The 13,778-nt window shown below is 40.1% G+C and carries 13 protein-coding genes and 1 tRNA gene; 9 read left to right on the top strand and 5 right to left on the bottom strand.

The genetic code is table 11. From position 1 onward, the window contains the following. The first annotated feature begins 32 nt into the window (after positions 1-32). Both DX873_RS06350 and bshB1 read left to right on the top strand, forming a co-directional pair. Positions 33-1,202: a trans-sulfuration enzyme family protein gene (locus DX873_RS06350; protein ID WP_116183646.1), complete on the top strand. Its 1,170-nt coding sequence runs from the start codon at positions 33-35 to the stop codon at positions 1,200-1,202. Positions 1,203-1,211: 9 nt separating this feature from the next. Further along, the gene (gene bshB1, locus DX873_RS06345; protein ID WP_116183645.1) at positions 1,212-1,934 is read left to right on the top strand and encodes a bacillithiol biosynthesis deacetylase BshB1; all 723 of its coding nucleotides are present in this window, start codon (positions 1,212-1,214) and stop codon (positions 1,932-1,934) included. 3 nt (positions 1,935-1,937) lie between these two features. Here the strand turns inward: bshB1 and DX873_RS06340 are convergent, their stop codons facing one another. Then, positions 1,938-4,022: a tetratricopeptide repeat-containing sensor histidine kinase gene (locus tag DX873_RS06340; RefSeq protein WP_116183644.1), complete on the bottom strand. Its 2,085-nt coding sequence runs from the start codon at positions 4,020-4,022 to the stop codon at positions 1,938-1,940. A gap of 271 nt (positions 4,023-4,293) precedes the next feature. On the opposite strand from DX873_RS06340, the gene DX873_RS06335 reads away from it, so the two are divergent. Beyond that, a tRNA-His gene (locus DX873_RS06335) sits at positions 4,294-4,369 on the top strand. A 47-nt stretch (positions 4,370-4,416) separates the two neighbouring features. Here DX873_RS06335 and DX873_RS06330 read toward each other — a convergent pair. Both DX873_RS06330 and DX873_RS06325 read right to left on the bottom strand, forming a co-directional pair. Beyond that, a complete protein-coding gene (locus tag DX873_RS06330) occupies positions 4,417-5,973 on the bottom strand; it encodes a M28 family peptidase (RefSeq protein WP_116183643.1) in 1,557 nt (518 codons plus the stop codon). Between the two features lie 74 nt (positions 5,974-6,047). Beyond that, complete coding sequence (locus tag DX873_RS06325) at positions 6,048-6,890, bottom strand: AraC family transcriptional regulator (RefSeq protein WP_116183642.1); 843 nt, start codon at positions 6,888-6,890, stop codon at positions 6,048-6,050. A gap of 127 nt (positions 6,891-7,017) precedes the next feature. On the opposite strand from DX873_RS06325, the gene DX873_RS06320 reads away from it, so the two are divergent. From DX873_RS06320 to DX873_RS06305, 4 genes are all read left to right on the top strand, one after another. Then, entirely contained in the window at positions 7,018-7,926 is a 909-nt protein-coding gene (locus DX873_RS06320; RefSeq protein ID WP_116183641.1) for a dihydrodipicolinate synthase family protein, read from the top strand. Continuing rightward, positions 7,926-8,936 carry a 4-hydroxyproline epimerase gene (locus tag DX873_RS06315; RefSeq protein WP_116183640.1) on the top strand — a complete coding sequence of 337 codons (1,011 nt, stop codon included), beginning with the start codon at positions 7,926-7,928 and terminating at the stop codon, positions 8,934-8,936. Before DX873_RS06320 ends, DX873_RS06315 begins: the two co-directional genes overlap by 1 nt. A gap of 1 nt (position 8,937) precedes the next feature. Further along, positions 8,938-10,194 carry an NAD(P)/FAD-dependent oxidoreductase gene (locus DX873_RS06310; RefSeq protein ID WP_116183639.1) on the top strand — a complete coding sequence of 419 codons (1,257 nt, stop codon included), beginning with the start codon at positions 8,938-8,940 and terminating at the stop codon, positions 10,192-10,194. A gap of 81 nt (positions 10,195-10,275) precedes the next feature. Further along, positions 10,276-11,196: a hypothetical protein gene (locus DX873_RS06305; protein ID WP_116183638.1), complete on the top strand. Its 921-nt coding sequence runs from the start codon at positions 10,276-10,278 to the stop codon at positions 11,194-11,196. Here DX873_RS06305 and DX873_RS06300 read toward each other — a convergent pair whose 3' ends face one another. Together DX873_RS06300 and DX873_RS06295 are read right to left on the bottom strand one after the other, a co-directional pair. Beyond that, complete coding sequence (locus DX873_RS06300; RefSeq protein WP_116183637.1) at positions 11,197-11,592, bottom strand: VOC family protein; 396 nt, start codon at positions 11,590-11,592, stop codon at positions 11,197-11,199. Further along, entirely contained in the window at positions 11,579-12,235 is a 657-nt protein-coding gene (locus DX873_RS06295; RefSeq protein ID WP_116183636.1) for an alpha/beta hydrolase, read from the bottom strand. Before DX873_RS06295 ends, DX873_RS06300 begins: the two co-directional genes overlap by 14 nt. Positions 12,236-12,296: 61 nt before the next feature. Between DX873_RS06295 and DX873_RS06290 the strand changes: the two genes are divergently transcribed. Next, the gene (locus tag DX873_RS06290) at positions 12,297-12,719 is read left to right on the top strand and encodes a PaaI family thioesterase (RefSeq protein ID WP_116183635.1); all 423 of its coding nucleotides are present in this window, start codon (positions 12,297-12,299) and stop codon (positions 12,717-12,719) included. Next, a complete protein-coding gene (locus DX873_RS06285) occupies positions 12,700-13,761 on the top strand; it encodes a chorismate-binding protein (protein WP_232520871.1) in 1,062 nt (353 codons plus the stop codon). The genes DX873_RS06290 and DX873_RS06285 overlap by 20 nt, the downstream gene beginning before the upstream one ends. Positions 13,762-13,778 lie beyond the last annotated feature (17 nt).

The following is a 13,778-nucleotide window of genomic DNA, read 5'->3' as shown; positions in this document are numbered from 1 at the left end:
GTTTCCGTATCTTTAGGTTAAATTTTTTCCACATGGATAATGTAAAAAAAGGTGTAAATACCATTTGCACGCATACTGGGGAATTGGAGGATAAGACGTTTAAGGGAGCGGTATCCCCTTTGTACATGAGTACCTCGTATGCCTTTGAAGATGTAGATGTAAAAAGATACCCTAGATATTTCAATACCCCAAATCAAGAAGCACTCTGCAAAAAACTGGCGGCCTTGGAGCATACCGAGGCTGCTTTGATTTTTGGAAGTGGAATGGCAGCTATCAGTACAGCTTTGATGTCCTTTTTGCAAGCAGGGGACCATATCGTGCTTCAGCAAACACTTTATGGAGGCACATATAATTTTGTGGTGACCCAACTCGAGAAATATGGGATTCAATATTCATTCACTGAAGGATGGACCGTTGCTGATTTTCAAAGGGAGATTCGACCCAACACAAAGGTGGTTTATCTTGAGACACCTTCCAATCCATTGTTGACGATTACTGATATGACAGGAGTTGTAGAATTGAGCAGAAAGAATAAAATTCTCTCAATAATTGACAACACTTTTGCCAGTCCAATAAATCAGAATCCACATGATTTTGGTGTTGATGTAGTTCTTCATAGTGCCACAAAATATATGGGAGGTCACTCGGATATTTGTGCAGGTGTAGTTACAGGTTCCCAGGAGATTATGGACCAGGTCTTTCAGACCGCAATTTGTTTTGGAGGAAGTTTAAGCGACTATACCGTATGGCTTTTGGAAAGAAGCATCAAAACAATGGGAATCAGGGTAAGGGCACAAAACGAAAATGCCATGAAAATGGCCACCTATTTGGATAATAAAAGTGAGGTTGAGAAAGTCTACTATCCAGGACTTGAGACCCATCCAGATCATGAATTGGCCAAATCACAAATGAATGGTTTTGGAGGGATGCTTTCTTTTGAACTCAATCCAGATATTGATGTGTCTCTATTCTTTCAGCATTTAAAATTGATAAAACCTTCAATGAGTTTGGCAGGAATTGAGAGTACGATGCTCTCCCCAACAAAGACCTCTCACGCACTGATGAGCCCAGAGGACAGAAAGAAACAAGGAATAAAGGATTCTTTGATCAGATTTTCATTGGGCATTGAGGAAATGGATGATTTGACCAAAGACATTGAGCAAGCTTTAGAGCAGGTAAAAAACCTTACCGTACACGCCTAACCTTAACAAATGAAATTAGATATTTTAGTTTTCGGAGCCCATCCGGATGATGCAGAACTTGGAGCTGGAGCAACAATTGCAAAGGAAGTTTCCAAAGGAAAAAAAGTGGGAATCATTGATTTGACCCGTGGTGAATTGGGAACTCGAGGGTCAGCCGAGATAAGAGATCAGGAATCGGCAGCAGCGGCAAAAGTTTTGGGAATCTCGGTTCGGGAAAATATGGAATTTGCCGACGGATTCTTTACCAATGATAAGGCACATCAACTGGAAATTATTAAGGTCATAAGAAAGTACCGCCCGGAAACCGTGCTATGTAATGCAATCGATGATAGACATATTGACCATGCGAAGGGTAGCAAATTGGTAAGCGATGCTTGCTTTTTAAGTGGACTGATCAAAATAGATACCAAAATGGAAGGGGATGATGAATGGCAAGAACCATGGCGCCCAAAAGCAGTCTATCATTATATTCAATGGAAAAACCTTGAACCTGATTTTGTAGTGGACGTATCTGGTTTTATGGAAAAGAAAAAGGAAGCAATCTTGGCTTATGGCTCCCAATTTTACGATCCCAAAACAAATGCTCCTGAAACTCCGATCAGCAGTAAAAATTTTCTGGATAGTGTCACCTATAGGGCAAGGGACTTAGGTAGACTGGTAGGAGTGGAATACGCCGAAGGGTTTACAGCAGAACGTTTTGTAGCTGTGGATAATTTAGGCGATTTAATTTAGTGCTTAACTGGCCCACTGGTATTTTTTCTCGGACTTAGGAACGGTAAAGTAGAAAGTTGTGCCTTTCCTTAGAATACTTTCCACCCAAATTTCACCCTTGTTTTTCAGCACCATTTCTTTACAAAGGGATAACCCCAGACCAGTACCTCTTTCATTGTTGGTTCCGTAGGTGGTTACGTTGGTATCCTCAAAGATTTTTTTCTGCATTTCTTCGTCCATTCCAACCCCGGTATCCCGGACCATAATCTGCCACATATCCGATTTCTCTTTGGCCTCAATGGAGATTAGACCGTTTTCTTGGGTAAATTTGATAGCATTGCTGAGCAAATTTCTAATTACAATGTCAATTTGGTTTTGATCGGCCCAGATCATAGTGTTTTCTGGAAGCTGATTAATAATCTTAATCGATTTCCCTGCAGCTATCTCTGACAAGAGATTGACGTTGTTGGATACAATTTTCTCAAGAGAAATACTTTTTGCCTTGGTAACTACTCCATTAAGTTGTGACTGTCCCCAGGACAGGAGATTGTTCAATGTAAACGAAATGTTTTCAACATCCGATTTAAGTTTTGGAATAAAGGAAAGGAATTCATCTTTGCTTACTTCCCCTTCGGTGAAAAGTTTGAGCATACCCTGAAGAGCCCCGATGGGTCCTCTAAGATCATGGCCAATAATGGAGAACAGCTTGGTCTTGGTCTTGTTGATTTCATGCAATTGGGATTCCCGCTCAATTACCGCCTCAGATTTTTCATGAAGTTCCTTGTTCAGTTTCTTTTGAATGCTCTCGCTTCGCCTTACTACAAAAATGATAATACTGAGTATGATCAGTATAATAACGGAGAAGTAGATATAGTTCCGTTGTTTGGCCAAGGCCAATTTATTTGCTTTGATAAGTTCATGCTTTTCCTGCTCATGCTCCAGTTTGGTCTCTAAAAGAGAAAGACTTTGTTTGTTCTTGTCCCTGAACAACGAATCCGATAGCGTTTTAAAAGTTTCCATGTAGGCCAAGGAAGTAACGTGATCTTCATTGCTTTTGTAGAGTTTGTATAAAGTTTCCGAACAATCTATCTGTCCTTGAAGGGATTTTATCTTTTTGGATAACTCTAATCCTTCCAGGGCATATTTCATGGACAGTTCGTTCTTGCCAAGCCCCAAGTAGACTTTGGACAAGCCATTGAGCAGTTGAATTTTTTCGCGATCGTCATCAACATGCTGGTCATGGATCATGTTACTTTGATCGTACCAGTATAGTGCCCATTGATATTTTTCTTGTTCAAGGTAGATACTTCCTTTTACTTCATAAGCGTAGGCAAGCCAATCATAAATCTTGTTTTTTTCAAATGTATTTATGCTCTTGTTGATGTTGAACATGGCATACTTGAAATTTTTAGCATCCATATAGAGCGAAGCCATATTACTCTGAGTCTCAGCATGTACAATGTCATCGTTCAACTCTCGATTAATTTTTTGAACGGTATCATAAAATATCAGAGCATTTTTAAAGTCCCTTTGGTTTGCATAAAGACTCGCAATGTTCTCGTTAAGAATAGAGAGCATTTTTTTACTGCCTATTTGTTTGGCGACGTCTATACCCTTCAAATACAGATTTAGTGATTCTGCGTAATTTCCCTCATAACTATAGTTCTGTCCTAAAGCGTTTATAATATCCAGTTGGCTCTTTTTGCTATCTGCTTCATTGGCCAATTGTAGTGCCTTGTTGAGCGCAGCCATGGATTTTTTCCGATTTCCATTCTCAGAATAAAAACCACCAAGAGCGTACAATGCTTCTATCTCGCCTTGTTTGTAGTTAACGGCCTTACTATATTTTAAAGCCCGGTCAGAGATAGAGTATATACTATCATTATCAATAAACCTGTATGCAGAGGCCAGGTCAATCAACAATTTAATATGAATAGTATCCTTGGGATTGAAACGTTTAGTGGTTTCCAACCTTTTGAGTCGGTAGGACAAACTATCTTTTCTAGAGATTTGACCAGATAGGGGTACTGCTATGAGATACACACAAAAAGACAGCACTACTTTAAGGAGTAGTCCATTGGAGAACTTGGAAGCGGTCTTTAGGGGCATAGGATTACACAATCTACAGTAACCAAAATTAGTTTCAGACTACTTTTTTAGGAATTAAATGTTGTGAAACGCAAAAAAATGTGTGTTTTATCTGACAAAACGGGTATTTCGTCGATTTTTTGACTGATTTGAATGAATTCCAGAAAGGTAAAATCTATTGATTTTCAGTAGGGATAAAACTGTCCTTTTCCTTTTTAAAAAATGTAAAGACGTAAATTTCGATTTCTTTTGGTTGAGTCAATACAATGAAGTATTTTTGCCTCCGCTTTATGGTGGTTGTAGCTCAGCTGGTTAGAGCGCTGGATTGTGGTTCCAGAGGTCGCCGGTTCGAACCCGGTCTTCCACCCAAAAAAAGCCCACCTTTAGGTGGGCTTTTTTGTTTTATGAATTCTTCTTACTTGGCCGGTTTATCAACAATTACTTTGTCATCGCGGTTGGCCACTTCCCAAGCCGTGTGGAAAATGAGCCGCGTGCGGTTTTCCAAGAGATCATAGTTTATTTTGTCTGGGGTATCTCCAGGTCTATGGTAATCATCATGCGTACCATTAAAGTAAAAGATTATAGGAATATTGTTCTTGGCAAAGTTGTAATGATCGCTTCGGTAATAAAATCTATTGGGATCATTTTCATCATTGTATTTGTAATCAAGCTCCAGATTTGCATATTTCTGGTTGATTTCTTCGGAAAGATTATGCAGCTCCGTACTCAATTTGTCAGAACCAATGAGGTATACATAATTTCTGTCCCCATCTCGTTTGGGGTCAATTCTTCCAATCATATCAATATTAAGATTGGCCACTGTTTGAGACAGCGGAAAAATGGGGTCAACATCCGTATAATATCTTGAGCCCAGAAGTCCTTTTTCCTCTCCGGTCACATGAAGGAAAACTAGAGAACGTTTAGGGCCATGTCCATTCTCGGCAGCCTTTTTAAAGGCTTCGGCAATCTCCAAAAGAGCTACCGTACCAGAGCCGTCATCATCTGCGCCATTATTTATTTCTCCGCTTGCAGTTACTCCAATATGATCTAGGTGAGAGGAGACCACAACGTATTCATCAGGTTTTTCGGAACCTAGAAGAACGGCCACAACATTTTCGGAATCTATTTTATCATTTCCGCTTACTACATTGAGGTTGACCTTAGCACTCCAAGCTTTGGAAACATGGTCTTGTTGAATGTCCTCTTTTAGTGCCGTTGCAGACTTTTCATTTAACAATACAATGAAATTGTCACTGCTGTCTTCGGCCAGCTCCATTTTGCCACTGTTGTTGGTCTTCATATAGTCGAAGTACCTCTTGTATCTTGGGAAATTGGTTGAGTCAAAATAGAGAATACCCTTAGCTCCTTTTTCCGTAGCGACCTGCATTTTTTTCTCCATGGCCTCGGACATATTGCTCCAAACCGATTTTTTCTTAGTTCCCGAAACTATATAATTCCCATTGTTGTCCTTGGGTTCACCGGCTTTTATAAGCACCAACTTACCGTTTACATCTAAACTTCCGTAATCAGAATAACCGCCTTCTTCGACACCATAACCGGCATAAACAACTTCATTGAAATCACCAGTTGCTGTACTGAAGGTCAGGATATCTTCGCCAACCTCAAATGCAGAGCTATTTAGGCTGATGGTTCCGCTGGGTACTTTGGCCACTTCTAAAGGTACCTTTTGAAAGTAATTGCCGTCTTTTTTTGCTGCTTTTATACCCATAGCTTCATACTGGGCCTTAAGGTAATCTGCAGCTTTCTTTTGCCCAGGAGCTCCAGTTTCCCTTCCTTCAAACTCGTCTGAAGCATAGATGTAAAGGTGTTCCTTAAGCTCATCTTCAGTAATTGTCTGTGCATAAGTCACGGGATCTATGGGTTCTTGGGATTTGGAAGTTTCCGAGACCGTTTTTTGAGAAGAGTTACAGGAAAGTACCAATCCGAAGGCAACTAAAAAGAGATTTTTCATATATCCTTGTTTATCTGATAATTGCTCAAAAATAGGCAAACAAAATGGACTGAATACTGGTTTTGTAGATTGTTTTAGGAGATTTGGGAGAGGTATTTTAAAGGATTTACTCCTTTTATTTCCTTGAATTTTTTATTGAAGTTTGAGATAGACTGAAAACCGGACAAATGCGCTGCCTCTGCTATAGATAAATCCCTATTGTTAATCAACAACTGGCAAGCATGTTCAATTCTTACCTCAATCAAGAATTTAAAAAAAGTCTTGTTGGTCCGTTGTTTAAAAAACCTGCAGAATGAGTTTGGAGTCATATGCACCAGTCTGGCCACCGTTTCCAAATCAACCTTATGTTGAAAATTTTCAATCACATAATCAAAAACAACTCTTAGTCGCTCTCCTTGATCTTTTGAAATTTCCTTTTTGGGAACAAACTCTGATAGGATGGTCTTCTCTGCATCGTTCAATTTTTTTAGAAGATTCAAGAAGGCAATAAACCTGGAAAGGTGCCCCATGCCAAAAAAATTCTCAAATTCCTCGGACAACTCATCTGGATTTAACAGCACTTTGAACCCAAGCTCAGAATTTTGGAAGAAAAATTTTAATTCTTCAAATTCCATTTGATCAAAAAAAGAGGGACCAAAGGAATTCTTGGCAAAAAATAGGGAGATCATATGGGATTCGATATCGCTTTTTGAGCTTTTGAAAAGGTGAGGAATCTCACTACCTATTACAAAGCAATCTCCATCTTCATAAGAGTGAACACTATCACCAACAATCAGTTTACCATGTCCGGTAATAATTTGGGTAATCTGTATTTCACTATGCTGATGAAGTTTGTCAAAAAAGGCAATACCTCTATCTCGTTGCAAGACAATGTGCTGCCCCGGCTTTTTTGGTATCTTAAAATCGTAAACCTTCAATTGCTTAAAAATTACCTTAAACTTGTCGCTTATAGAAGTTATTTGGATAAAATAAAGGAATTTTCAGCTAATTTTCAGGAATTCAGGAAAAGGAAATCAAATTACTTTTGTTGGAAAGCAAGTTATCATGACAAAATTTGAATGGAAAGGAGTGATGCCAGCAGTAACTACCAAGTTTACCGCGGATGACCAACTGGATTTGGAAATGTTTTCGGTGAACATTAATGCCCAAAAAGAAGCAGGAGTACATGCCATTATTTTGGGAGGAACCCTGGGGGAGGCAAGTACACTTTCTGTTGATGAAAAACGAGAATTGGTAGAGCATACTGTAGCATTGATTAATGGAGAGATTCCTGTTATAATCAATATTGCAGAACAAACTACAAGAGATGCGGTGAAGGCAGCAGAAAATGCTGAGAAACAAGGGGCTTCAGGCCTTATGATGTTACCACCAATGCGGTACAATGCCACAGATTATGAAACGGTGGCCTATTTTGAAGCAGTTGCAAAGTCTACTTCCTTACCAATTATGATCTATAACAATCCTGTGGATTACAAAATAGAGGTTACCTTGGATATGTTTGAAAAATTGTTGCGGTATAACAATATTCAAGCGGTAAAAGAATCTACTCGGGATATTACTAACATTACCAGAATAAAGAACAGGTTTGGAGACAGGCTTAACATTCTTTGCGGGGTGGATACTTTGGCCATGGAGAGCCTCATCATGGGAGCTGATGGATGGGTGGCCGGACTGGTATGTGCCTTTCCTCGTGAGACCGTAGCCATTTATGAGTTGGTAAAAGCAGGAAGAATTAAGGAGGCCACGGATATTTATAGATGGTTTATGCCATTGTTGGAGCTGGATATCAATCCGCAACTGGTGCAGAACATTAAATTAGCCGAAGTTGCAACCGGTATTGGCACTGAAAATGTTAGATTGCCCAGAATGCCCTTGCAAGGGGAAGAACGGGACCGTGTCTTGTCAATTATTGCGGAAGGTGTAAAAACCAGGCCAGAAATACCAGAGTTTTAATGAGCGCGCACAGTTTTACATGTATTGATGCCCATACCTGTGGAAACCCAGTTCGACTTGTTGTGGAAGGAGGCCCCAATTTACAGGGCGGTTCCATGGAAGAGAAAAGACAGCATTTCCTAAAGGAATTTGATTGGATAAGAAAAGGGTTGATGTTTGAACCAAGGGGGCATGACATGATGAGCGGAAGTATTCTGTACCCTCCGCATGACCCTCAAAACGACATTGCCATACTCTTTATTGAAACAAGTGGATGCCTGCCCATGTGCGGACATGGAACTATAGGAATGATTACCATTGCTTTAGAAGAGGGTCTCATTGAACCTAAAGTACCGGGAAAAATCAAAATGGAAGCCCCAGCGGGTTTGGTCGAAATCGAATACCATAAGCCAAATAAGAAAGTGGAGTGGGTACGCTTTACCAATGTGAAAAGTTACTTGGCGGCAGAAAACTATACCGTCCACTCTTCATTTTTAGGAGAATTGACCTTTGATGTTGCCTATGGTGGAAATTTTTATGCCATTGTCGATGCACAGGAAAATTTCTCGGGAATTCAAGATTACTCTGCATCAGACTTGATAAATTTTTCGCAAGAAATCAGAAAGGCCATAAACGAGAAATATCCGAAGCACTTTATTCATCCAGAAAATTCCAACATCAACCATGTTTCCCACATTTTGTGGACCGGAACTCCTTTGGATGAGAATTCATCGGGAAGAAATGCCGTGTTCTATGGCGATAAGGCCATAGATCGTTCTCCCTGTGGCACAGGGACTTCGGCACGTATGGCGCAACTATATGCCAAAGGTGCTTTAAAAAAGGGAGAGCCCTATGTTCATGAAAGCTATATAGGGTCCAAGTTTGTTGGTAAGGTGGAGGCAGAAACCTCAATAGGGGGTAAGAAGGCCATAATCCCAAGTATTCAGGGATGGGCAAAAGTATATGGTAGGAATACAATAACTATTGATGAGACGGACGATCCATATGCGCATGGATTTCAAGTAATCTGATATGGAAAAGAACAAAAAAGTACTGGTAATCGGGGGAGGAATTATTGGATTGTCCTGCGCTTATTTCCTTCAAAAAGAAGGTTATGAGGTTACAGTACTGGATAAGTCCAATATTGACTCTGGGGCATCTTTTGTAAATGCGGGCTATCTAACACCCAGTCATATAGTTCCCCTAGCTTCTCCGGGTATGATATCCAAAGGAATTCGGTATATGTTCAATTCCTCAAGTCCATTTTACATGAAACCCAGATTGGACCTTGAGTTTCTAAAATGGTCATGGTATTTCAAAAAATCCTCTACAAAGGCTAAAGTAGAAAAGGCCATGCCCATCATCAGGGATATCAACCTATTTAGTAAGGAGCTCTACGAAGGAATAAAATCATCCGGTGACCTTGGAGAGTTTCAACTTGAGAACAAAGGCTTGTTGATGGTTTATCAGACTGAAAAGGAAAGAGATCATGAAATGGAGGTTGCCAAAAAAGCTAGTGAACTTGGGTTGGAAGTGTATCATTTGGACAAAGAAGGTTTACGAAAGGCCGAACCTCAGATAGAGTTCAATGCCAAAGGCGCCATCCATTATTTCTGCGATTGGCATACAACCCCTGGTCAATTTATGGAGTTTATGATGGGCCATCTCTTGAAAAAAGGTGTAAAAATCAATAGAAATGAAGCGGTTGTGGATATTGAAACAAATGGAGACAGACTTTTGAGAGTGGTCACGGACCAATCCAGTTATCAAGCTGATGAGGTAATCTTGGCCGCTGGATCATGGACCTCACAACTTGCCAAAAGCCTTGGGCTGAAGTTACCGATGCAGGCCGGAAAAGGTTATCGAATCAATGTAGAAGCTCCTACCAATATTTCTACACCAGCTATTTTACTGGAAGCCAAAATGGCCGTAACTCCAATGCACGGATTCACCCGTTTTGCGGGTACCATGGAATTTTCAGGAATCAACAATACGATCAGAAAAGAACGGGTGGCAGCCATTGCTGCTGGAGCGGAACGTTTTTACCAAGGCCTAAAAATTTCTGAAGAAGATAAATCCAAAGCCCAATGTGGACTTCGGCCTGTAACTCCGGACGGACTTCCTTATATAGGCAAGACAAGCAAATTTGACAACCTGACCATCGCAACTGGCCATGCCATGATGGGGTGGAGCCTGGGCCCAGCAACAGGAAAGTTGGTAACCGAAATAATCTCCGGGAAGAATCCTTCGATGGATTTAGAAGCATTTCATCCGCAGCGTAGTTTTTAAACCATGTTTTCTTTTGGTTAATTTAGGCACGGTGTGTGCAATAGATTTTCCAGTTGATCTATTTAGAAGTAATTTTACACTATGACAAAAAACTACACTGCATTATTATTCTTGGCTCTTTTCCTTGTTTCTACGTTACGGTCGCAAGAGGTGCAGATATTCAAGGTGGAGGATTTTGATCTCAAGGGAAAAGTCAAATCATGTTTGGTGATTACAGACTATGGCAAGGAGTTGTTCGAATTCAATACCGAAGGTATATTGACCAAAACTGTGACCCAGTATAATGATTCCGACCAGGATATTACCTATTACAAATACAATCAAGGAGAGCTGGTGGAAAAAAGAATGGAGAGCTACAAAAACAAGATTTTGGATGAAACCACCTCCATGGCTAACTTTTATACCATTGACACGGTTCCCAGCAGAAGGGTGTTGGAAAAGATCATTTCGTACGACAAGGAATTTTTGGAGCAGCAGGAATATATTTATGATGAAGAGGAAAAGTTGGTTAAAATAATAACTTCCAATGCTGAGGGTGTAGATGAGATGACTTGCGAATACGTACCTTATAAAAATGAGCTTACAAAGAGTATTTTCTCCAATGGAATTTTGGAAAAATCAACGAGAACTTCGGAGCAAAAAAGCTCAAAAGGACCAAGACAGGTAATCTTGACCAAGGAGTATGTTGATGGTGAGGCCAATACTGCCGTTGAGAAAATAATTGATGTTGACGGCAAGCTGGTTTCTGAAGAAGTCTTCGCCTTTGATCCAAGCACAAAGAAGTTTGTTTCAGATAAAAAAATGATGTACTCTTATGCCGATGGGGTATTGGAAAGGGTGATTACAAGAACTGCAAACACAGAATCTGTTCAGGATTTTATTTTTCAATTCGATAACAATCCCGCAAAGAATTGGGTAAGAAAGATAATTACTCCGGGTAACACCTACACTTCAAGAGTCATTACATACTATCCTGAAGAAAAAGCTGAGGAGCCCCAATAGTTATTTCAATTGCAATAAATCCCAAAGATTTCCGTACAGATCTTTGAAAACCACTACAGTGCCGTATGCTTCCTCTCTAGGTTCCTCGGTAAAAACAACACCTTTTTGCTTCATGGCATTGTAGTCTGACCAAAAATCGCTGGTATGCAAAAAAAGAAATACCCGCCCTCCGGTTTGGTTTCCGATAGCACTTTGCTGTTTCTCGCTATCAGCCTTCCCCAGCACCAACTTGCAATCTGAATCTTTAGGTGAGACCAAGACCCATCTTTTTCCATCGCCCAGGTCAATATCCTGTATTAGTTCAAATCCCAGTTTTTGGGTGTAATATTCAATGGCTTCATTATATTCCCGGACAACCAAGGTTACATGGGCAATGGATCTTTTACTGTTCTTCATTAAGTAAGGATTGTATTATTTCAGGTTTTACTTCGTGACCACCTTCAAAAGTAATGATCTCTGCACGCCCGCTGAATAACTTTTCAGTTTTGGTCTGCTCAATTTTCAAGCGCTCAGGGGTCAAATAGATATCAGTATCTCCATAGATCATTGTTATGGATGTTTGACCCCAATCCACAAAATCAAAATCTTCCTTTTTCAGCTCATTTGGTATTCCGCCCGCATAAAGGACCAATGCTTTGCATTTCACTTTTCTATGGGCCATCCATCGGGTGGCAATGGATACTCCTTGGGAGAATCCAAAAATCACTAGATTCAAATGGGAAGGAATCTGCTCCGCCTCAAAAACAGCGTCAATATAATGCATTACATTTTGGATTTCCATAGCAGTATTCTCCTTTGTCAACCAACTGGCACCCACATGTTTGAATTCATCTTTTAGATAATATTTTGATGGAGCCTGAGGAACAATGATGTAGTTTTCATCTGCATTCAAAGTATTAAAATACTTTATGAAGTATCTGCTTAAATAACCCATGCCGTGAAGCACCAACCATACATTTTTGGTCTTTTCCGTAATTGAATTTTGGGTGAGATATGTGTTCTCTGCAGTATATGTTACTGTCTTTTCTTTTTGGGACATAAAATCATGGGTACTTAAAAGGTTTGCAATAGCTTTGTGTAATTTTACGAAAAATAGAACTATGGAAGCCCATAAAGAGAAAATTCTGTCCGTATGCAATGAAATTTGCAAAGGGACATTGATGGAGACTTTGGATATAACCTACATTGATGTAGGGGAGAATTTTTTACTGGCCCGTATGCCCGTAACTCCTAGAGTACATCAGCCGGATGGGGTCCTCCATGGAGGTGCTTCTGTGGCCTTGGCCGAAAGCGTGGGCAGTGCGGCCTCCTATGTTTTTTTGGACGGAAAGGAATTCTATGTACGTGGCATTGAGATAGCTGCCAACCATGTAAAGTCCATAAAAGAAGGTTATGTATATGCACGGGCCTCTATTTTGCACAAAGGGCGTACCACCCAGCTTTGGGAAATAAAGATTACTGATGAAGAGGGAAATTTAATTTCAAACTGTAAACTGACCACTATTGCCTTACCCAGAAAATAAGGAATTCCAAGAGCTTCTTACCAAAATTGATACGCACTTAAAGCGGAAACTCCCTATTGCCGTATTCAGAAAACCGAAGGAAAGTCAGCTTACCGCTGTTTTTCAATTTGGTGAGGACCTTTTCAGAACCGCAGATTTTCAAGAAAAAGGGTTTGTATTTGCTCCTTTTCATTCAGAAGAAAACGCAGTCCTAATCAAACCGGATGAGTTACACAAGGTGCAAGTGCCCTCAATTTTACCCACGCAAAAAGGAGAGTTGAAAATCAATGATATTGACAAGGAGGTCCATATCAACTTGGTCAAAAAGGGTATTGAAGAAATTAGTACTGGAAATTTAAAAAAAGTAATCCTCTCTAGAAGGGTGGACTATAGTTCCTCAAAAAAACCTGTTGAGGTTTTACAAAAATTACTTGCCAATTATCCCAATGCTTATTGTTACCTGTTCTATCATCCAAAAGTGGGGATGTGGTGCGGAGCTACACCTGAGACACTGGTTCATATAAAAAACGGAAATTTGAGTACCATGTCCTTGGCAGCTACATTGCCCTATACTGCTAATACAAAACCAGAATGGGGACCAAAGGAAATAGAGGAGCAGAAAATGGTGTCCGACTATATCAGAGAGAAATTGGAGCATACCGTAGCTAATTTTGAAATAGGAAAGACAGAATCGGTAAGGGCAGGAAATCTATGGCATTTGAAATCTGAGGTAAAGGGAAATCTTCCTGCCAATGCGGATATCAAGAAAATAATAATGGCCTTGCATCCCACTCCTGCTGTATGCGGCATTCCAACACAAAAAGCCAAGGAGTTCATCAAAAAAAATGAAGGCTATGACCGAAGTTTTTATACTGGATTTTTAGGCGAAATTAACCTGAATTCTCCTGGTGAGATTTCCCTGTTTGTTAACCTTAGGTGTATGGAACTTTCTGAAGGAACCGCTTCCATTTATGTTGGGGGAGGAATTACCGCTGAGTCCAATCCTGAAAGTGAATGGATTGAGATTCAGAACAAAAGCTTGACCATGCTCAATATTCTGTAATTTGAAGCTTTCCAATT

The sequence above is a fragment of the Flagellimonas nanhaiensis genome (assembly GCF_003382275.1).
Lineage (GTDB): Bacteria > Bacteroidota > Bacteroidia > Flavobacteriales > Flavobacteriaceae > Flagellimonas > Flagellimonas nanhaiensis.
The sequence above is the reverse complement of the archived record's forward strand: the minus strand, read 5'-3'. Positions and strand labels throughout refer to the sequence as shown.

Excerpts from the sequence above, each read along its gene's own strand:
- bshB1 (WP_116183645.1), top strand. The coding sequence starts at position 1,212 with ATGAAATTAGATATTTTAGTTTTCGGAGCCCATCCGGATGATGCAGAA.
- DX873_RS06320 (WP_116183641.1), top strand. The coding sequence starts at position 7,018 with ATGACAAAATTTGAATGGAAAGGAGTGATGCCAGCAGTAACTACCAAG.
- DX873_RS06350 (WP_116183646.1), top strand. The coding sequence starts at position 33 with ATGGATAATGTAAAAAAAGGTGTAAATACCATTTGCACGCATACTGGG.
- DX873_RS06315 (WP_116183640.1), top strand. The coding sequence starts at position 7,926 with ATGAGCGCGCACAGTTTTACATGTATTGATGCCCATACCTGTGGAAAC.
- DX873_RS06340 (WP_116183644.1), bottom strand. The coding sequence starts at position 4,022 with ATGCCCCTAAAGACCGCTTCCAAGTTCTCCAATGGACTACTCCTTAAA.
- DX873_RS06310 (WP_116183639.1), top strand. The coding sequence starts at position 8,938 with ATGGAAAAGAACAAAAAAGTACTGGTAATCGGGGGAGGAATTATTGGA.
- DX873_RS06300 (WP_116183637.1), bottom strand. The coding sequence starts at position 11,592 with ATGAAGAACAGTAAAAGATCCATTGCCCATGTAACCTTGGTTGTCCGG.
- DX873_RS06330 (WP_116183643.1), bottom strand. The coding sequence starts at position 5,973 with ATGAAAAATCTCTTTTTAGTTGCCTTCGGATTGGTACTTTCCTGTAAC.
- DX873_RS06290 (WP_116183635.1), top strand. The coding sequence starts at position 12,297 with ATGGAAGCCCATAAAGAGAAAATTCTGTCCGTATGCAATGAAATTTGC.
- DX873_RS06295 (WP_116183636.1), bottom strand. The coding sequence starts at position 12,235 with ATGTCCCAAAAAGAAAAGACAGTAACATATACTGCAGAGAACACATAT.
- DX873_RS06305 (WP_116183638.1), top strand. The coding sequence starts at position 10,276 with ATGACAAAAAACTACACTGCATTATTATTCTTGGCTCTTTTCCTTGTT.